The following is a 20,912-nucleotide window of genomic DNA, read 5'->3' on the forward strand; positions in this document are numbered from 1 at the left end:
CCAATATGCGTCTTCAGAACTTCTTGGTAATACGGCGATAGAGGCCCACAAGACCGGTGGGCCAGAAGATCAGGACCAGTGCGAGCACCGATCCCAGCACGATCTTGTTCCAGTCACCGCCGAGTGAGAAAAGGTTCTGCTGGGCGATCAGGAGTGCGGTGCCGATCAGGGGCCCCAGCAGGATGCGGCGTCCGACCAGCACGATGGCGGTGAGCATAAGGACCAGAAAGTAGGATTCGAACATGTCCGGGCCGACATAGGCGCGCTGATACGCGTACAGCCAGCCGGCGAGCCCCGTGATCGGCGCGGATATCACGAATACTGCGAGCCTGATCCGGCGTGGATCGACGCCAAGGCTCGCGGCGAGTGCCGGGTTCATCTGCACCATCAGCGCAGTGGTGCCGAGGCGGGAGCGACGAAAGCGTGCGATGAAGGCCAAAGTCAACACAAGCAGAGCGAAGGCGATCGGCCAGAGATCCTCTTGCATCGCGCCGGAGAAATTCGTGAAAATCAAAGGTAACTTTAAGGGCGGAATGCCGACGATGCCATCGGAACCGCCCACCGCGTCCCAGTTGAAGGCGATCTCGTATGCGACGACGGCGGCCGCGTAGGTCACGAGCGAGAAAACGAATTCGCGGGTCCGCAAGGTGACTGCGCCGAGGAAGGCAGCTGCCGCGAGGCACAGCGCGATTGTCGTCGCAGCTGTGATCCATCCGTTGACGCCGTAGCTGACGGACAGGTTCGCGGCTGCATAGCCGCCGATGGCCCAGAACACGGTGTGCCCGAGGCTGACCTCGCCGAGATAAGACAGAATGATATCGGCACCGTAGCACATTACCGCGAAGATCGCGATCGTGGTCAGCGTCGAATAGGCAACCGAGGTGCCGCCGAGCAGGCGCGGCAGGAAGAAGCCGATCACGACGGAAGCCGCGATTGCGACCAGGCGCAGGAACGGGATCGATAGCGGCCGGGGGGCTTCGATAGTGGTCATCTGGTCGCAAGCCCCGCGGGACGGATCACCAGCAAAGCCAGCAGTAGCGCAAAGGCAGCCGCCGTCGTGTAGGCGGGCGCAACGAATGCGCCGAAGAAAGCCGTAAACAGGCCGAGTCCGATGCCGGCCGCGAGCGCGCCGCCGATCGAACCGATACCGCCTAGCACGACAACGACGAAGGTCATGATAACCTCGTTGAAGCCCATGCTGGTCAAGATCGGTGAACGGGGCGCAACCAGTGCCGCGCCCAGAGCCACCGCAGAACATTCGAACATGAAGACGAGCAGATAGACTGTCTTGGCGTTGATCCCGAACAGCTCCGCGAGCTTGGGGTCCTCGGCGACAGCGCGAATGACCGCGCCGAAGCGGGTACGCTGCGTGAATACCCAAACGGCGCCATAGAGCAGAATCGTCACGACAAGCACAAGCACGTCCTGCCAAGTGAACCACAGCGTACCAAGATCCACCTTGGCGCGCGCCAATGTTCCGGGAAGGATTTGCGGATTGCCGCCGAAGATCAGGGCGCTTACGCCCTGGAGTACATAGCCCAGCCCGAGTGTCACGATCATCAGGCTGGTTAGGTTCTGGGTCATCACCAGGCGCATCATCGCGCTTTGCATTAAAAGGCCGGTTGCTCCGAGCACCACAATTGCCACGAGGATGGCGAGCGGATAGGGCAGACCTAGCTTGGTGATGGCGTACCAGGTGACGAACGCCCCGAGCATATAGAGCTGACCATGGGCGAAATTCACGAGGCGAGCCACGCCTAGCAAAATGGTCCAGCCGAGGGCGATGCATGCATAGCCGGAACCGAGCACGATGCCGTTGATGATCTGCTGCGCGACGTTCATGGAGGTGCATCCGCGATCGTGCCGAGGTAGGCCTCGATGATGCGGTGATCGGCCGCCATTACCGCGGCCGCACCTTCGCCGACAACCCGGCCGCGTTCCAATAGATAAAGATGGTCGACCACTTTGAGCGCGGCTTTCACATTCTGTTCGACCAGCAGGACCGGCAGCCCGCGATCGACCAGCAGGCGGATGCGGGAGAGCAGGTCGGTGATCAGTCGAGGCGCGAGCCCCGCGGAGGGCTCGTCCAGCATCAGAACGCGCGGTCCAGCGAGCAGTGCGCGTCCCACAGCAAGCATCTGCCGCTCGCCGCCGGACAATGCCGCGCCCTTGTGCGAGCGGCGCTCGGCTAGGCGTGGAAAAAAGTCGAAGACCTCCGGGGTGGTGAAGAGGTGCCTGCCGGTCGCGTCGGCCGGGGGACGCACCAGCTCGAGGTTCTCGTCCACCGTCAGTTCGGCGAAAATGTTCTTGCCTTCCGGTACCAACGTGAGGCCGCGTCCCACCCGCTCGTGGGCCGCGAGCCTCTCAATGTTGCGGCCCTCAAGCTGGACCTGACCTGTTACAACGGCGTGGCCGCGTGACCAGCCGGCCAGCGCGTTGACCAGCGTGGTTTTGCCGGCACCGTTGGCGCCCACGAGGCCGACCATCCGGCCGGCGGGAACGTCGATACTAACGCCTGACACCGCAACATTGCCGGCGTAGCGGACGCAGAGATCGTCGCTGCTCAGCACGCCGGTCATTCGTCGCGCCCCAGATAAGCTTCGCGAACCCGGGCATCGCGTTGGATCTCGGTCGGCGTTCCCGTCGCCAGCATCGCGCCCTGGTCGATCATGACTATGCGGTCGGCGATTGACATGATCAGGTCCATGTGATGCTCGATCACCACAAGGGCCAGCCCGCGCTTGCGCAACCCGATCAGGACGTCGGCGAGCTTCTTCATGTCGCCACCGCTAAGGCCGGCGGCAGGCTCGTCCAGCAGCAGCACTTTTGCTCCGGTGCCATAGGCAAGCGCCACCGACAGCAGCCGCTGTACGCCGTAGGGAATGTCGCCCGGAAGCTGGCCATGGTACTGCCGTGGGATGCCGAAGAAGTCGAGTAGTTGTGCGGCGGCGGTTTCGGCGGAACGGCGGGTCGAGGCCTCGCGCCACGGTGCGAAAAGCGAAGTCATCAAATTGGTCGAGAAGTCGCGGAAGATCGCCGAAGCGGCATTCTGCAGGACCGTTAACTCGCCGAAGAACGAGTTCTGCTGGAAGGTTCGGCGCAGGCCGCGGCTGGCGAGATCGAAGGTTTGGAGCGCGGAGACGTCGCTGCTATCGAGGAAGGCACGGCCTCGATACGTCACGGCGTTGGTAACGGCTGCAAAGCAGGTGCTCTTGCCGGCGCCGTTCGGGCCAATGATGCCGAGGATCTCGTTGCTATGAACCGACCAGCTCATGTCGCGCAGCGCGACCAGCGCGCCGTACTGGACGGTTAAACCTTCGACGCGCAGCACCTCGCCGGCACTCGTGCGGGTTTCCCCGGAATTTGCCACCCGGCTGTCCATCCCTCGTTGTTCTGATCGCAGCGGTGGCGACCGGTCTTATTGGCGGGCAGCTAACGGAGCAATCGATAGGGATCAAATCGCAGGAGAAGCCGCCTCGCATAGGGATCGTATCGCTGACAGACAGCGAAAACTTGTGCTGACTGGTTGCCTTCGATACCCTGGGGTCTAGCTACTGCGAGGCCCGCAACCTGCACGAAAAAAACTCGGTTCGTCGGCAAGCTCCTGCAAACGGTCGCTCGGTCAAAGGTTCGAGGGACGGTACGGCAAAAGGACGCGAGCGCGCGCGTCGCGAGGCCGAGAATAAAGAAGCTGCGGCACCGCATGTACATCGCGCTTGCAAGACTAACGAAGCCATGATGCGCGCCAGGTCACGCGAAGAGTTCTACGATCTTCGCCGAAACGACGCGATTGCATCGAGACGGGACGTCGATTGTGATGCCCCAATAACAATCCAGCTATGGGTCCTGGTTTAGCCGCAAGTAGGCCATTGAGGAAGGCTGTCTCACTCGAGAGGGTCATTTCCTTTCGGCTCTTGCAAGAACTTCGGCATGTGGTTACGCGGTTCACGATCACGCGGGGCGGGGCGTTCGGACGGGTCGCGGCCGAGCTTGGACTGCAGCTCGACGAGGTCGGTGAAGACGTCGGCCTGGCGGCGCAGCTCGTCGGCGATCATCGGCGGCTGGCTGGCGATCGTGGAAATCACGGTGACCCGCACGCCGTGGCGCTGAACGGCCTCGACCAGAGAGCGGAAGTCGCCGTCGCCCGAGAACAGCACCATCTGGTCGATGTGCTCGGCGAGCTCCATGGCGTTCACGGCGAGCTCGATGTCCATGTTGCCCTTGACCTTGCGGCGGCCGGAGGCGTCGATGAACTCCTTGGTCGCCTTGGTGACGACGGTGTAGCCGTTGTAGTCGAGCCAGTCGATCAGCGGCCGGATCGAGGAGTACTCCTGATCCTCGATGATCGCGGTGTAGTAGAACGCCCTAAGCAGCGTCCCGCGGCTCTGAAACTCCTTCAGCAGGCGCTTGTAATCGATGTCGAAGCCCAGAGTTTTCGCCGTCGCGTAGAGATTGGCTCCATCGATGAAGAGCGCGATCTTGTTAATAGTGGAGGCCATTTTTACTTTCGCGGAGGTACTTCATCAGGAAATGAGAGATGGAATGCTTCGCTGAAGACTGAAGATGAAAGGCGGACACTTATTGTAGCATAGTTGCCATGGACGATGCGCGCTAGGCGGTTGTAAAGGGGATTCTCGATTGCGCCCTTGTGACTTCAGGTTGCAGGCGGTCAGATTTGCGCTTTTGCCGCACCGTTTCAGGGCTGGTTTTGCCGACGTCGTCGGGCAGTACTACAGGGCGCGTGGCCGCACTTAGCATCGTCTCGGATAAGTCCGGAATCGCGTAATTGACGGAAGTGAGCGTTGCCGGCCTGCGGCACCATGGCGCTCGAAGATTGACGTCAATCGTTCTTACCGGTCTAGCAGTGTGATAGATGGCGTCGCCAAACTGGAGTCATCACTTCTCCGGAACGAGGTTCGACAACATCATCACCAACTGAGCCTGGCGATGTGTCCCCGTTTTCATAAAAACAGACTTCAATTGATTGCGCAGGGTCTGCTTGGAAAGTCCTCGCTCTGCCGCAAAACTCTCCAAATCCTTGCCGCTCGCAAGAGCCCATGCAAGCCGGGATTCTGCGGCCGTCAGCTCAAAGGCCTCGCGCAGAGTCATCATACCTGCTGACTGCGTTAAGTCGGTGTCGGAGATAACTAGTATTGCGTGGAAGAGGGAAAGGGGAGAGTCGGTTAGACCAGTAAGCCGCATCGGGTAGATGACAAGTCGGCCGCCTGAAACCTTTTGCAGAACTATGGGCGCGATAGTGAAGGCTTCAACGCTCCAGAACAGAGCTCTGATCGCGTTGTGCAGGAGCTCATTTGATTTCGGATCTTGGCAGCGAATGCGTCCTGCCGAAATCTGCAGATCCAATCCGATTAGTCGCTCCGCCGCCGGATTGACGCGAACGACGTGGCCCGACCGGTCAAGCAGAAGTGCCGCGCGCTTTGAGAAATCGAAGGCACTTAGTGCTGATTCCCCTTTTGCCAGGCCGAGCGCTGCGCAAGTCTGAACGACCGAATCCAAACTGTTGGACAGCTCGGAAAGAGCTCGCAACTCTCTCGCGGAATAAGAACCTTGTTCTGGCGTCCTTTGTAGGCTCAAATTCCAAACTAGATCTTCCCGGCCGATCCGGACGCCTGCCCAACCGCTAAGATTACAGTTCCGAAGGAACTCTTGATAAAAAGGCGAACGCTTGCGTGCGTCTAATGGCATGCAGTCGTCGTCTGTCGCCACTCCATTGGCCAAGAAGGCGGCCTTTCCCCGGTAGCGCTCGTCGCGGCCTTGCCATCCGTCACTGACGTAAACATTTGCGCTGCGATCCATGGAAGGAGTAGCAGCAACGATAGGCAATGCTCCGACAACTGGTAACAGGACCGCGCCATACGACCCGGTGCATTCCGCCGCCGTCTGCAATGCCTCTGTCCAGAGAGAGGGATCGATCGCGGCGGCGGCCAACACGCGGCTAAGTCGCTGCAGATCAAAGGGTTCCATCCACCATTCCGACGTCGTCGAATGTGCCGCAGCACCTCTAAAGGCATAGCCCAATTGGGCCATGCTGCCTCAGGATATTCGCCTTATCAAGGGGTTGGGGTAGCCCCGCGAGACCCACTTCGGCAAGGCGAGAGCAAAATGACCATCATGGAAGTTGGCCACGGTCCTACAGGGGCTCGTAGCGACCGCCCTCTTGGGCAATGCGGGCCGGTCCGCTGTTCACGAGTTTCGCTGTGCACGAGCCCGTATTCATGAAAAGCTACGACCGCAACTTCTGTCGGAATAGAACCAGTGATCTGCCAACCTTTGACATCGATGTTCAACGCAGGGGACGACGTTGGGGCTGGTTCATTCGGACAAGCTCGGGCGAATGCTTAGTAGAAGGCCGAGAGCGCAGTCGGGCCGAGGCGGGATATAGGGCGGCACGAGCGCTGTTTCAGCTATTGGCTTCCTCGCCCTATCAGAAAGCAGTCAAAGAAGCTTTACGCGCCGGCAGACCTAGTTAGTTCACTTCAACGGTCGACCTGATACGAGTTGCCCAGCGGAATGCACTCAGGGATCACTAGTGTGATCGGGATTTAGTTTAGAGCAGGGCATCTTCAAGCGATGCGACTAAGGACGTTTGCGACTTGAGATCGACGCGCGGCCGCCGAGTGCGTTATCTAACGTGCATTTTCTCGACTATCGCGTAGAGCAGCACGAAGATCGGTAAGAAGACGAAGAACCAAACCACTGACTGATCGGTTTTCGCGAATTCGCGGTTTGGGTTGCTGTCGGTCGCGTGAGGCGTTGTCGAAAGCACTCGAGCGGGCCGACCTCGTCTTGCGAGGCGGCCTAGCAGTCGGCGGACTGTCTCTTCCGGAGGAGGCTGCCGGTTCATCTTGATGCTCAGAGCGTGAACATCGACGGGAATTCTCGTACCCGCTCGATATCGACGTAACCGCTTCCGTTCAGCCATTCGTGCCGGCAATAGGCGAGGGATGCGGGATCGATGGTAAGCCCATCTCTGGCGATGGTGCGTCGCGTGCCCATGCGGCCGGCCCACTCCTTGCTGCGGGTAGTTGGATCGACGCGACCGACGACGTAAACGGCTGTGTCGTTCGTCAAAGCAATCTCCAAAGGTGCTTAAATGAACTGGCGACAATATGGAAAGCTTATCGGCAGACCGATTTTAAGCAACGAGGATCGTTGCTGCAGGTGCGAAGGCTATCGCTCCCGGCGGCGGTGTCGCCCTGTTGCGTGATTCCAAGCGACTCAAGTTGCCTGCGCAAGAACGACGATCAAAACAGGGGCGTTGAGATCGTGCGCAAACTCTCGTCCTGCCCGCCCGACAGATAGCGATCATTCCGGGGAAGATGGGTCAGTGATCGCCGGCAAAGTTTCGGAAAACAAAATTTGAGCCTACGGGTTCGACAGGTGAGTACGTCAGAGTGGCGAGGCCGAGAAGTTGGGCGGCGACATGACAAGGACGCTGCTCATCACCTTTCATAAATCCGCAACATCAAAATCGGCCATTTTGGCTCGAGTCGCTGAGGACATGCGTTGACCATGGCCGTGATGCGGAGAGTTTCGTTGGAGACAACCCAGCAGATTCTTGTCAAAATCCTCAGCCGTTACAGACGTCGTCGGCTAAGCTCTTGCCCGGGGGCTCTAATTTGGGAGGTGCCAATCCCGGTAAGGTGGCATCCGTGGGACGCGGTGCCTTTGGCTTCCGCAATGTGCTTGGCGCGCCTTCGTGGTAGGTCGATCGGCCTCCGGCCGATATCTTTCATAACAAAGATTTGCGAATCCCCGTTCTTGCTCGCGCAGCAGCTCGGATCTTCTTCAAACGAAGCTGAATGCTTGCGCGCGACGCGGACCTATCGGGAGGTAGGCCCAATTTCCGCTGCAGGTGGATTTCCTCGGCAAGGAAGACCGCCCAGCGTGCGCAAAGCGGCCAACACCTCGCAATGACCTTTGTTCTGTCGGGCGGTTCAGCCTTGACCCGGGCCACGTCCCAGCCGCCGCGGCAGAATGTACTCGACATCAATGCTGATGCCGTCTCCGCTCAGGGGGGTCGCTGTATAGACCGCAGAGACAGCCAATTCGAAGAAGCTCCCGATCGTGAGATAGCCGATTGTGAGCGCCGACTCTCCGCTTGGCGGACCGCCGAGCAGCAATTCCGCGATGTGGCAGCAATCGTCCATCGTCGCCGCCAGCGGTGGAAGGGTGATGAGCTCGCCGGTGTGTTGAGAGATTTTAGCTGGATCGGCGAATTTGGGCTCGCGTCCAATAACGGCGCCCGCGTTGATCAAGGGTACGAAAAATTTCGCGACCTGCGCCGGCTGACCGGTGATATTTTGAATGTTGACCTCGGTCGCGTACACGCCGGGCCGGGCGCCTGCGGTACAGCAGCAGTTCGTCTCGGTTTGTCTGCCGCAAACGACCTTTACGCTGTGCACGAGGAACTCGGCTTGCGGCGGTACGGTGGTGGCGGCGAGCAATTCGCTGAATGGATGCGGAAGACGGTCACTTGCAGAGCCCGTTGGATTTTTGGCCATTTCGATCTCCACGATGTTTGCGGAAGGCGACCTACACGCCAAACATACGCCAGACTCGACGCAATCTTGTGAGAGATGGCTCACAACACTTGGAAGAAACCGCGACAAGCCAAAGTTCCTCGCAAGCAGTGCAACGGATCGTCAGGCGACGATCACTCGATTATCCTCTGAAGTGCGATAAGAGAGGCCAAGACGAGCACCAGGGCTCCGGCGAAGGTGATGCCAAGGAAAACATTATGCATGGCGCCGCATCTCGCTTTCATCGTTCCCCCAGCCACTTAGTTGACCGGGCCGGGATCATCAAAGGCCTTCATCAGCCGTCGTTAATCGTTGCGCTTCAGTTCGACGATGAACCCTCCGACAGATCGCCAGGACCGGAGCGCTCGCAGGCTGGACAAGGCAGCCTCGTGCTGGTGCAGTATCTCCCTCGAGGAGCACTTGCTCCCCTTCAGGTGCCTCATCTGTCGGGTTCCGAATTTCTGTAGGTACAATCGCGGTCAGCCCCCAACGACGATGTTGGGCAGTAGCATCATCGCCGTTTTTCGAGCCGGGACTTCGAAGCGTTGGTTGTCACGGTTCCGAGGCTCGCCACCAGGGCTTGTCCCAACCCTTCCTTCAAGCTGTCCAACAGAGACAATTCAGCGACTGCAGGTGAGGTTGTTGCTTTGTCGTTCCTTGAGGATTTGATATTCGTATTTGATTGATGAACAGCAAGCTTTTTCGAACGCTCTCGGTTTGAGAGAGTCGGCTTTGTCGGTACGTCCCCAACCGGCGTCGCAGTTGCTATCTTGGGAGGAGGCACGACAGCTGCAACAGCTGTTTGTGGCCATCGTTCAGCAAACTCCAGTACGCTCGGCGGCGAGACGATCGTCGGCAAACTTGTGTCGATAACGACCCGCTCGGGCACCCGTTCGGCCGAGGCTATCCTTATGGCGGGCCTTTCGGTCGAGCCACCGGTAGGTTCCATCACTTGCTGCGGCAAACACCACCCCAATCCGATCAGCCAAAGGACAAGGGCGCTGCCGACAACCCGAAATATTTAATCAACGGCATGGGTCGTCTCCCATTCGAGACGATCTTGAGGCCGGAATTCTTAGTAGATCGGTAAAGGTAGATTAAAAACGGTAACGTGGTTATCGGAGATGTTGCGACGCAGAAGCGACGCCATTTGCCCGAGAGAGAGAGAGAGAGAGGGAGAGGGAGAGGGAGAGGGAGAGGGAGAGGGAGCCGAGCCTTCAGCGCTTGAGAGGATTAGCTCTCTCCAAGACGCAGAGGTCGGCTTCACCTGCGCGCACATGCAAAGTATTGTCAATCGGCTTGCAACTTTGACCCCTCATCGGCGTCCAATTTTGACCCCTTTGTGCGGCGTTGTTTGCTGGTAGCGCTCGTCTCGTCGGAGCTGGCCGGGATAGCGGAGGCGAGACGAGCGCGGGTGGCGTGATCGTCGTCTCGGCTTTTGAACCGCCAGCTGTCGTTGCCGGTCTCGACGATGTCACAGTGATGGGTCAACCGGTCGAGCAGCGCGGTGGTCATCTTGGCGTCGCCGAACACACTCGGCCATTCGCCGAAGGCGAGATTTGTCGTCACGATGACGGAGGCGCGCTCATAGAGCCGGCTGACGAGGTGGAACAGAAGCTGGCCACCCGACTGGGCGAAGGGCAAATAGCCGAGTTCGTCCAGCACGATGAAGTCCATCCGGGTCAGATGCTCGGCGAGCCGTCCTTGCCGTCCGTTGCGGGTCTCGGTCTCGAGGCGATTGACGAGGTCGACTACGTTGAAGAAGCGGCCGCGAGCACCGGATCGGATGCAGCTTCTGGCGATGGCAATGGCCAGGTGGGTTTTGCCTGTGCCGGTGCCGCCAACCAGTACGACGTTGCGTTGCTGGGCGATGAAGCCGCCGCCGGCTAGGTCATTGACGAGAGTCTGATTGATTGGCGTGCCATCGAACTGGAAGTCCGCGATGTCCTTGGCAAGTGGCAGCTTGGCAATGGTGAGCTGGTATTTGATCGACCTGGCTTGCTTCTCATTGATCTCGGCGTTGAGCAGGTCGCCGACAATGCGCTGAGGTTCGTGCTGGCGTTTGACAGCGGTCGCCATGATCTCGTCGAAGGCCGCCTTCATGCCATAGAGCTTGAGTTCGCCCATGAGGTCGAAGATTTGGGTTCGTTCCATCAGATGGTCCTCCGGAGGTTGTCGTAGCGGGCACAATCGGCGATCGGTGCATGACGGAGCGTCAGTGCGGCCGGCGTCATGATGTTGGCCGGTGGGGCGAGTTCACGTTGACGGGCCAGGATATTGAGAACGACATCTGCGGAATGGACGCTGTGACTGAGCGCTTCGGCACAGGCCGCTTCCACCGCGGGGAGACCGTCAGTCAGCACCGCGTTGAGGATATCGACCATCTGCCGATTGCCATCGTCGGTGCTGGCAAGCTTGCGCCGGATCCGCTCGATCGCGGCCGGCAGCACCCAGTCCTTGAAGGGAGCACCGTTGCGCAAGGCGCCGGGTTTGCGGACGAGCACCGGCACATAATGCCAGGGGTCGTAGACGGTATCGCCGCGACTAAAGGATCGCGGGTGCTCGGCAACGATGCGTCCATCCTGACGGATCACGATGCGATCGGCATAGGCTTGAACCTCGACCGGTCGTCCGACTGCGCTGGCTGCGACCGAGTACTTGTTGTTGTCGAAGCGCACCAGGCAGGTCCTCGAGACCGACGCCGTCACGGCATGGAAGCCGTCGAAGCGGCCGGCATAGGGAACGAGCTTGGGGCGTTCGGCTTCGAACACGTCCCAGATCGTCTGATCAACCAACTCCGGATGGCGATGAGCCTTGGCGTAGGCGATGCATTTGTCGAGCAGCCAGGCGTTTAACTCGTCGAGGTTTTTGAACCGCAGCCGCGGCGTGAAGAAGCGTTCCCTGACCAGCCCAACCTGGTTCTCGACCTGCCCCTTCTCCCAGCCCGACGCTGGCGTGCAGGCGACCGGATCGACCAGATAGTGGCTGCACATCTGCAAGAAGCGGCGATTGTAGAGACGCCCTTTACCGACGAAAATCGTCTCTACCGCGGTCTTCATGTTGTCGTAGATGCCGCGAGTGCAGGTGCCTTTGAACAGGGCGAACGCCCGGTCGTGGGCATCGAACACCATCTCCTGCGTCTCCCGCGGATAGGCTCGCACGAACAGCATGCGGCTGTGACAGAGCCGGACATGGGCGGCCTTCACCATCACCGTGGTGCCGCTCAGCAAGACCACCTCGTGGCTCCAGTCGAACTGGTAGGCTTCGCCTGGGGCAAAGCTCAGCGGAACATAAGCGGCTGCGGTCGGTTGCCCGCGTTCTTTGCTCCAGCGCCTGGCGTAACGCCGCACCGCATCGTAACCGCCGTCATAGCCGCGGCCGCGCAACTCTTCGAAGATCCGGATCAGCGTCAACTGTTCACGAGCGGATTTAGTCACGTTCGACGCAAGCAGCCCGTCAAGTTCGACTGCCCATTGTCCGAGCTTTGGCCGCGGCTGCACCTGCCGTTCGTACTCGAAGGAGGTCTCTCCCGACCTCAGCACCTTCCGAACCGTGTTCCGCGACACCTTCAGGTCACGGGCGATCTCCTTGATCGTCTTGCCCTTGATGAAGTGCTCGCGCCGGATCCGGGCAATCGTCTCCACGATCAGCATCCCCCACCACCTGCTTTGTTACGAAGCAGGCAGCGCAACAGACCAACCTGTAGGGGGTCAATTTTGGACGCCGATCCCCCGGCTTAGGGGGTCAATATTGCAGGCCGAATGACAAAGTATGGCTTCGATGTCGTACAAATGCGAACGTTGCGCTGCTTGCGTGTGCACCCTGGCTTGAACCTAGTCACTCCAGGTTGGATCTCCGAACAATGGCGCTGCTTGGGAATGCAGACACAGCGATGCCTGCTGGCCTCGTTCGCCCGGAATATACGCGCAGTGGCGCGAAATTGGCGCTTAAACCGCAGCCGACAATCGGTCTGCGTTGCGCGGACGCGCGCGGTCCTCTATCTCTGCGCCGGATGAATTTTGATACGATGTATTTCCATTTTTTGGCCGATGCCCTTCAAATTTTGGTAGTCGCGCGATGCCGAGCATCCTTTGACGATGTCACTCACTCCAGGGGCCTCCATCACCGTTTCTGTCAGGCAGATTTCGTTGACGCCGGCTAGACCTTGCACACGGGCGGCAATATTCACGTCCTGTCCGAAGTAGTCGATCCGGTCATTGAGCCTTACGGCTATGGCCCTGCCTCTGTGCACGCCGATTTTGAGGCCGAGCGGCTGCGAAGCGGTCCGATTGAAACGCGACAGCTCTTCGATCATCTCGACGGATGCAAGAACCGCGTCCTGGGGACGCCCGAAGGCAGCCATGACTGCATCACCGATCGTCTTCACGATAGTGCCAGATCGAATCTTGATGATCTTATTCAAGATGTCGAAGTGCTGACGAACGAGAAAATAAGCGTTCACGTCGCCGATGTTTTCGTACAACGGCGTCGAATCCTTTAGATCAGTAAACAGATAGGTGACGTCGGAGACGGCCAGGCTTTCGCGCTCGTCCACCAGCTGGGTCTTGTACAGTTCGCCGAAGCAGGGCGTCAGCAACAATCGCTTACCGGAAAGAAAAGGCTCATATTCGACCAGATGGGGCTGGAACTGGAAAGGGTATTGGAGAAACCAGAAGCGGCCACGATCCTTGGTGCGGTTCTCAATGTGGATGATGTGTTTGCCTGGGCTAAGATCGGCCGTCTGTCGAAACGCAAAGCGTCCGTCGCCAAGAATCATATCTCTCGGTTTAGTGGGTCGATCCGTAACGAACCGGCCCGATTCGAGTTGGACAAGCGTTTCCTGGCGTTCCGCCGGTTCACCGTTCGCGAAGAAAACCAGAAGAAGTTTATGGCTAAGATCGAGCACCTCGAAACGACCGGCAGTTACGGCGAATTCAAATATCAACCGCTGACCCGCCTCGATATCGGCGAATCCCCGCGAGAGTGCCGCAATCAGTTGCTCGTGTGTCATTCCGTGCGGGGGCTTGAAGTCCTTGGAGAAGTTGTAACGGAGATAGTAGTCCTGGACGGACAGCATGTCCGGATGACGATATAGGATGTCGCGAATCGAACTCGAGACGGTAAAGGTGACTTGGATGTAGTCGTCAAGCGCCGCCTCATTGAGGGCGTTGCAGAATTCGCATTGGAAACGTGGATGAACCTGGTCTAGCTCACGAAAAGTGCCGGCGACCTGCGGGCAGTAGGCGCAGATGAGCAGCCACTGCATCTCGAATAACCCAACCTTAGCGGCGTACACGAACAGCTCGATTCCTTCGGCGTCACGTAGGCCGTTGGCAGTCGCGTACTGGATAGGATTGACTCGAAAGAGATCATAGTCGCCGGAGGCGCGAATAAAACCTTCGAGATTCGAGAGGGTCTGCGGCGCCCAACTCGCTATCGACCCGAGCTCTATGAGGCGCTGATTCAGGAGGCCTTCGTTGACTGGGGATGACCCGTTCATATCAGTATGCTACCTCGCTCCATGCCGGCAATACTGGTTAGTCGGCCGACTAGCCACGCGACAATCGACGCGGTCCCTTTGTGTTCAACTGGTTTTAGTCGAACCGAGCCGGATAAGAAAAGTCAGCTCTATTGGCCTGTATCAGTCGGCAATGCGACGCCTTGGTCGAATAGGCAATGTCTGGTCTCGTCCATCATGTCCATGAGAGCCAGCAGGGGGGATCTGCCGCGACTGCAAGTAGGTGGTCGGCAATGACGGCAGGCGCTGTTGACCCATGGCAAGCGCTTGTTGATTCTCGCATGGTCTATTGTCGGATGAAGATTATGGCATGTGGAGGTCGCGGAGCAACGTAAAAGCGTGCCTCACCGGCGAGGCATTCCAAGTGCTCCGCAATCAACCCGCCAATCCAGATAACATCTTCTTTGACCAGCAATCCGGGCATTCTCTCTGGTTCATGCGTCAAGAGCACCTGCGTCAGTCATTTCGAACTCGCGGAAACTGGCTGCATCAGACGCCGAAAGAGCGACTGATGTCTTTCGCCATCACGATAGCAACATCCGTATAGCGGCCGTTCGACCAGAACTGATCGCAAATCAGCAAAAGGAATAGCGCATTAATCGAAATCAGAATTCCCTTGCACATAGCGGACTTGTCCCTTGATGAGACTGCCAACCGAGCAGGTATGAACTGAGAGAGACGATATGTTTTCTAAACTAGCCGCGGCGACGATCTGCAATGGTTGCAGGCTGGCAAGAAGCCGTTACTAGTCCGTTAACCGACCGGTCCGACCAATCTCTGCCGAAGGTCGGTCTCCGGTCCGAAGCTGCTGATCCCGGAGGTTCGCTATTGCGTGCCTATCGTCTCGAACCCTCGCGCGTTCTCAATAGCGATACATTCGCGATTCGGCGATTCGGCCGACCGTGTACTCTGAACTAGGATGTCTAAGGCGACCTTGGTCAAACTAGGATACGGTCCGCCCGGGGTGCTCAAGGTGTAACGGTCACGCTCTTGAAGACAGTGCCGCCGTTGTTGGAGCGGCCGCTGAAGCGGACGGTCTGCGGACCTCGCGAGGTGGCACTGAATTTCCAGATGGCGGAGCGCGTATCGGCCTCCGTTACAGTGCCAAGTGTGAGGCTGGCCGCATTTGGAAAATCCATCGCCACCCCATCCTCGCGGGTGGTCGAGACCCCGAGCAGGCTTAAACCGGTAGACCCCGCCGCCGCTGACACCTGAACTCCATATGCCTCGTAACTCGGGTTGAAAATGGTTGTCTTGATTGTGAAGGTCGAGCCGATCGCGGGAGACGTTGTGCTCGGCGTAGCCGTCATCGAAATCGCAGGCGTTGGATCGCCGCGAATGATTTTAGCCGCGATTGCCACCGGCAAGCCAAATGAGGGAGCTCTCCAGTTGATTGCTTTGAGCCGGAGAACGCCAGGAGGTGGATTGTCGATGATGAGATATTCGACGTTGTCGATATTAGACTGCGAGGCCCAGCCACCACATTGTCCAACTGCGTCCGGCGTGCAACTGGCGCCGGGATCGGCCCACAGGTCAACATCGTATGTCACCGCCTGTGACGCTCCTGCGCTCGCCTCGGGCTCGTCCCAGGTAAGTACGGCGACAACGCGCTTGGTTCCTCTTGGCACGTCGATGTCGAAAAAGCCCCAAGACTTGTCTGTGATCGTCATCCAGGCCCAGTGGCCGCTCCAGCCGTTGGGGTCGAGCCGCGCCCAATGCGACTGATAGTCGGAGACGCGTCCCAGTCCAAAATCATTGCGACCGCCACCAGTGTTGTTCGCGGGACTAACCTCGTCCGAATGCAGCGTAGCGGAAGCCATGAGATGGGCACGCAGCAAGTGCGGTCGATCTCTGAAATCAGGATAGTGCTCCAGCAACGTCGCCGCGATGCCACTGACATGTGGCGCTGCCATGCTGCATCCGCTCTTATCCGTATAACCATCCGTCGTTCCCGCCTGCGCGGAGGTCACGACAGCGCCCGTTGCGACGAGGTCTGGCTTCATCCGATTATCGCCCGTCGGGCCGCGGCTGCTGCTGCCGGACAGTTCGCCAACTAGGCTTGATCCCGCGTCCTGCACGTTTCCAACTGTAAGCGCATTCTTGGCCACACCGGGAGACCAGATCGATTGCGCGCCCGGGCCGTTATTGCCGGAGCACACGATGTAGGCTTGGCGGGATTCCCAGACGCGGGCATCGAGCTTGCGCGATTCGGAGTCGGTCCCAGTCTGTCCCGATCCGCTCGCCCCACCGCTGAGATTAACGACCGAGGGCCGCGGCGCGTCGCAGCTGGTTGCGTCCGCCATGTAGTCGATCGCGTCCCGAAGCCAAGAGTTTTGTCCGGTGTTGGTCGATTTCCAGATCTTTCCAACCCGGATGCGCTCACGCGAGCCGACCGCAGTTGCGACGCCGCGGAACCGCGCTTTCGCGGTGCCAGTTCCGGAGATGGTCGCGAGAACGTGAGTGCCGTGGCCATTCTGATCATTCCAAACGCCCGCGGCGTCGCTCGTGAAATTAATCCCGCAACCGTTCTTGTTGAGGTCTTGGTGCATGGTTGCGGCCGCACTTCCCAACATGGCGCCGGTGTCGAGTAAGCCCAATACAGTTCCCGCACCCAGGAAGCCGGACGCACGGATGTAATCGACTCCATTCGTAGCCATGCTCTGATCGTGTCCACCGCCGCTCCGGCGCTCGATTTCGATGAACAGGATGAAATCCAAACCGGAAAGAATGCGGATCTGTTCGGGTGTTGCGAGAGCCTCATAGCTCCGCAACACCGGGTCGTAGCGACCGACCTCCGCACCCGTAGCTTGGACCCGTTCGGCGAACGAAGTTTTGGGATCAGTTTCGAACAGGCTGATAATAATTGGAAATCGAACCACCTCGGAGCCGAGACGCTCGATGGCAGATTTCAGCTCCGGCGCTAATTTTTGGTCGGGTGAGGGGTAAGACAATGATCTAAACCCGGGCATTTTGGCAATGCCCTCCAACGCCTGCGCTTGCAGGGGGACGCGGACCTTGAGTGCTGTCCCATGCAGCCCGAGCGATGCGACCCCGAACTCGCTCATCAGCGTGCGCTCCGTGGCCGCGTCCGGCAGCGATTCCATCAGCAGAAAGGCATAGGTCTCCGTCCGCTCCCCTGCCGCTAAATCCGACCGTATGCGCGGGTCGACCCCGGAGGCCGGTGTCATCGTCCCTCCCGAGAACCCAAGCTGATAGGCCTCAAATGATCGGACATCCGACGCGCCGCGCGAAGGATAATCGGCCGGAGGCTTTGGGCGATCCTTTGGCGCAGACAGCGGCCTGTTGGGCGCCTCCGTTTGGACTGTTGTCGCCTCGGCGCCCCGATGCGGAAGTGCATCGCGCGGCGGCTTGCGATCGACAGGGAAAACCAACCGATCCGCCACATCAGACTTGCTCGGTCCGAAGTCGCGACGTTTGGTGTCATCCGCGCTGGTGGCACTAGGTCGCCCAACGCCCGCCTGGCGCAATTCGAAGTTTCTGACCCCGTCCTGAACGGCTTCGAGCGAAATGGGGTCACCCTCGCCGTCCCGATTGATGCGCATAGCGCTATTCTGGCCGCTAGACGCGCCTTCCGCGGGAGCAACGGACTGCGCGGACGCAAGCGCGACGGGCGCAGCAACCAATAAGGTCGCAACGAATGTTTTCAACCGCGCTGAACGGCAGCAATAGGCCAAACGCTTGGGTAAGAAGGTTTCGTTCATTGGCTTCCTCCAAATGAACATTCTTACAAGGCGACTTTGATCCGATTTCTGAATCGTCGCAATGGCGCACAAGCCGGCACAATCAAATTTGCTTCGCGTCAACATACGACGCGGTCGCGCTCAATCTTTTGCGTTGAGCATCCTAGCAAATCAATAAATGAACCCTAACAGTACGACGGAAGATTATGCAGTGATTTAGTTCACAAGATTGCTAGTTCGATTCAAAACAGACAGGCTCGTGAACCCGATCAGCCCATCGTTCCATAACCACGCATACGCGAACGTGCAGAGCGAGGCAGGGTTGCAGGCGAGTGAGTGAGCCCAGCCAGCCGTCAGAGCAAACGCGCATTGAAGCCGTCGTTGACGCGCGTTGCAGCCCTCGCTGTCGCGCGCCATGGAAAACTGCCGCCTCGGCGCCATGAGGAATTGCCCCCTCCTTGGATAGCCAAGGAGAGAGCAAATGAACAAGGAACGAATCACTAGAGGCTCGCCGTGGAGTGATCCATGGGGGCAGGTAATGAAGACACCAAATGACGTGGCGGAGATGTTGCGCCTGAGAGCGTGCGGATGAGGGCTGAAGCGGATTGCGCGCGAGCTGGGCTGCAGCCCTGAGCTTGGCTGCCCGATACCGACGCTTTTTAGACGCCGGAAACTGCGACCCGCTCACCCATTTCCTTCACTCTGAACGTTATGATGTGAATGCTGACCGAAAAGTGACTCCCATCGGCGCGTTCGGAACCCCTTTAAGTCACTGATTGTGTAGAATCTGATTGATCGGACCCCACGCCGATCAAGGTCGAGCCCCCCCGCCGAAACACAGAAGAACTCCTTCACGGCAAGCCTTCCACCGAGCCATCGATGAGGAGGTTTGGCTCCCACATCAGATATATCTTTCAAGGTGCAAGCGCGCTGCCATGTTCCGTCGATCGCCATCATGCTCGCCGGAATAGCCCGGTCGAACGCAACTGCCGTGTCCCTCGCTAGACCGGTGCTCTCATCACGCACCCTCCAGATCAGGCAGTGAGGGCACCAGCGACGGCATCTCCAGGCGCGAGGATACGAGCGAGGAGCTTGCGACCGAGCAGTCCCGGCCCTGTTCCTTCGCGCGGTACAAAGCTATGTCGGCGTCACGGGTGAGCGCCAACTCATCCGTGGTCGCATCCCGCTTTTCGGCGACGCCCACGCTTATCGTTACGTACTTTCGCGGCGAGCGCGGATGGTAGATCTGCAAACGAGCGACCAGCATCCGAATCGCGTCGGCCACCTTCACCGCCCTTTCCTCGTTCACGCCGGGCAGGACCACGGCGAACTCCTCGCCGCCGTACCGCGCCGACAATCCTCCCGTATTTGCGGTGGCGCTTCCGATCACCTCGGCGATGCGCTGGAGGCAACCGTCCCCGGCCTGGTGGCCCAGCGCGTCGTTGAAGCCCTTGAACTGGTCAATGTCCATCAGGAGAACCGATAGCATGTCATGTTTGGCGTAGGCCTCCCGCAAGAAGGCATCGAAGCTGCGCCGATTCGCGAGCCGCGTCAGACCGTCTGTCGTCGCGAGCTGCGCCAGTCTAAGGTTGGCTGATGACAGCTCGTCCTTGAGGCGCTTCTGCTTCGTGATGTCGCGAAGAGTTCCGACGATCTCCAGCTCGCCGCCGATGGACTGCTCGGCCAGCTTGAAGTGCGCCTCCAACCAGGCGATCGCCCCATCTCCCCGTCGAATACGGAACCGGACAGAGCTGGAGGCGTTCGCGTGCTTCAATTCTCGGCTCGCAGCCGTGACCTTATCGCGATCGTCGTCATGGACCACGTCGAGACACGACCTACCGAGGAAATCATTCTCGGTCATCCCGAGCACAGCCACCACAGAAGGTGACACGTAGCGGAGGTATCCCCTTCGGTCCATCACGATCACGATGTCGGCGATGTTGTCCGCCAACAAACGCAGACGCGCCTCCCGCTCCCGCAGCGACCGTTCGAGTCCAGTCCTGAAGGTGAATTGGCTCCTCAACAGCGCCGCCATGGCGACGATGATTGCGACCAGCAGGACCGCTACGACCGCATCCGAGATTAGATCGGTCCGCCAGTTTGCCAATACCTCATTCTCTGATCGCGCTACCGTGGCTACCACGGCGTATTCGGGGTCCAACTCGTAGGCGATGTATTTGACCAGACCATCGAACGGCGACGTGATTTTGTAGGACCCGCTAGGGCTTTCGCTTATGCGCTTCTGGAACAGAGAGGTGTCGGCGAGCTTTCGGCCGCTTTCCACTACCGGCCAGCGAGCGAACATTGTTCCGTCGGTGGACAGGAGGCTGATGCCGCCTTGAGCGCCGACGCCAAAGGACGAATAGAAGTTGCTGAAGTAGTCGCAGTCGATCGCCGCGACCACGACACCTGCGAAGTCCCCGGTTGGAGTGCTGATCCGCTTCGACAGGATGATGGATGGTTGCCCGCTAGTCCTGGAGACGATCGGTCCGCTCACGAGCATCTTGGGGCTGGGATTGTCTCGATGGTGCGCGAAGTACGCCCGATCAGAGTTGTTATGGTCTGGTAGACGCTCGAAAGACGAGTATCGCCAGTTGCCCTCGGCCTGCAAAACGCCAATCTCGCGAATCTGAGGCAGCGAATGGGTCGTGGCGACCAGATGGGCATTGAGCCGCTCAGGCAGTGGGTCCTGGTACTTCAGCAAGTCCGCCAACCTGGTCATAGCCACATCAGGGGCCTTGAGGGTAGTGGTTGCGTGCCGAGCTAGCGAACGGGCCAGATTGCCTAAATCCTCCTGAGCCCGGGCCAGGGTGGCTTGACGGGCCACTGAGGCCTTCCACGAGACGAGGCCAAGGACGCACGCCATCATGACGGCCAGGAAGGCGCCGACGACCAGTTGAGGCTTGCGATGTATCGCCTGATTTAGTGATGCCACGACGGAGTCACCTGCTAAGGGTGCATTCAAGATGACGATCATCATTTTTAGCTTCAAAGCCGCTAACAAGCGGGGGCTGCGTTGAGGCAAATGCAGGCGTTTGGCTAACAGCCCATTGAGAACCCGAGCGGAATCCGGCAGTGACTGTGGCAATAAGCACCGCGGGCTCCGCCGGCCGCCCGGGTACGCCACCGCAAGCCAGCCGCGTAGATCGG

12 protein-coding genes and 1 pseudogene are annotated in these 20,912 nt (G+C 59.1%); all 13 read right to left on the minus strand.

Features of this window, described 5'->3' with window-relative positions:
• Positions 1-13 precede the first annotated feature (13 nt).
• The 13 genes and pseudogenes from BRA471DRAFT_RS03800 to BRA471DRAFT_RS03860 all read right to left on the minus strand — a co-directional run bounded on the left by BRA471DRAFT_RS03800 (position 14) and on the right by BRA471DRAFT_RS03860 (position 20,742).
• On the minus strand, positions 14-991 hold the full coding sequence (locus BRA471DRAFT_RS03800; protein WP_007604764.1) for a branched-chain amino acid ABC transporter permease: 978 nt from the start codon (positions 989-991) through the stop codon (positions 14-16).
• Positions 988-1,842: a branched-chain amino acid ABC transporter permease gene (locus BRA471DRAFT_RS03805; protein ID WP_007604765.1), complete on the minus strand. Its 855-nt coding sequence runs from the start codon at positions 1,840-1,842 to the stop codon at positions 988-990. Before BRA471DRAFT_RS03805 ends, BRA471DRAFT_RS03800 begins: the two co-directional genes overlap by 4 nt.
• Positions 1,839-2,579, minus strand: coding sequence for an ABC transporter ATP-binding protein (locus BRA471DRAFT_RS03810; protein WP_007604766.1), 741 nt, complete (start codon positions 2,577-2,579; stop codon positions 1,839-1,841). Before BRA471DRAFT_RS03810 ends, BRA471DRAFT_RS03805 begins: the two co-directional genes overlap by 4 nt.
• Positions 2,576-3,370, minus strand: coding sequence for an ABC transporter ATP-binding protein (locus BRA471DRAFT_RS03815; protein ID WP_231171028.1), 795 nt, complete (start codon positions 3,368-3,370; stop codon positions 2,576-2,578). The genes BRA471DRAFT_RS03810 and BRA471DRAFT_RS03815 overlap by 4 nt, the downstream gene beginning before the upstream one ends.
• 514 nt (positions 3,371-3,884) lie before the next feature.
• The gene (locus BRA471DRAFT_RS03820; protein ID WP_007604768.1) at positions 3,885-4,499 is read right to left on the minus strand and encodes an NYN domain-containing protein; all 615 of its coding nucleotides are present in this window, start codon (positions 4,497-4,499) and stop codon (positions 3,885-3,887) included.
• Positions 4,500-4,896: 397 nt separating this feature from the next.
• On the minus strand, positions 4,897-5,985 hold the full coding sequence (locus BRA471DRAFT_RS03825) for a helix-turn-helix transcriptional regulator (RefSeq protein WP_157233969.1): 1,089 nt from the start codon (positions 5,983-5,985) through the stop codon (positions 4,897-4,899).
• Between the two features lie 888 nt (positions 5,986-6,873).
• Positions 6,874-7,092 (minus strand): hypothetical protein, encoded by a 219-nt coding sequence (locus tag BRA471DRAFT_RS03830; RefSeq protein WP_007604771.1) that lies wholly within the window; start codon positions 7,090-7,092, stop codon positions 6,874-6,876.
• 866 nt (positions 7,093-7,958) lie between these two features.
• Entirely contained in the window at positions 7,959-8,525 is a 567-nt protein-coding gene (locus tag BRA471DRAFT_RS03835; protein ID WP_007604772.1) for a hypothetical protein, read from the minus strand.
• A gap of 1,308 nt (positions 8,526-9,833) precedes the next feature.
• Positions 9,834-10,697 (minus strand): IS21-like element helper ATPase IstB, encoded by an 864-nt coding sequence (gene istB / locus BRA471DRAFT_RS03840; RefSeq protein ID WP_007604773.1) that lies wholly within the window; start codon positions 10,695-10,697, stop codon positions 9,834-9,836.
• An 8-nt stretch (positions 10,698-10,705) separates the two neighbouring features.
• Positions 10,706-12,196: pseudogene (istA, locus tag BRA471DRAFT_RS03845) on the minus strand (IS21 family transposase); the annotation flags it as partial.
• Between the two features lie 344 nt (positions 12,197-12,540).
• Entirely contained in the window at positions 12,541-14,043 is a 1,503-nt protein-coding gene (locus tag BRA471DRAFT_RS03850) for an adenylate/guanylate cyclase domain-containing protein (protein WP_007604775.1), read from the minus strand.
• A 986-nt stretch (positions 14,044-15,029) separates the two neighbouring features.
• A complete protein-coding gene (locus BRA471DRAFT_RS03855; RefSeq protein ID WP_007604779.1) occupies positions 15,030-17,783 on the minus strand; it encodes a S8 family serine peptidase in 2,754 nt (917 codons plus the stop codon).
• Positions 17,784-18,780: 997 nt separating this feature from the next.
• On the minus strand, positions 18,781-20,742 hold the full coding sequence (locus BRA471DRAFT_RS03860) for a diguanylate cyclase domain-containing protein (RefSeq protein WP_007604783.1): 1,962 nt from the start codon (positions 20,740-20,742) through the stop codon (positions 18,781-18,783).
• Positions 20,743-20,912: the final 170 nt, after the last annotated feature.

It is taken from the genome of Bradyrhizobium sp. WSM471, assembly GCF_000244915.1.
Classification (GTDB): domain Bacteria; phylum Pseudomonadota; class Alphaproteobacteria; order Rhizobiales; family Xanthobacteraceae; genus Bradyrhizobium.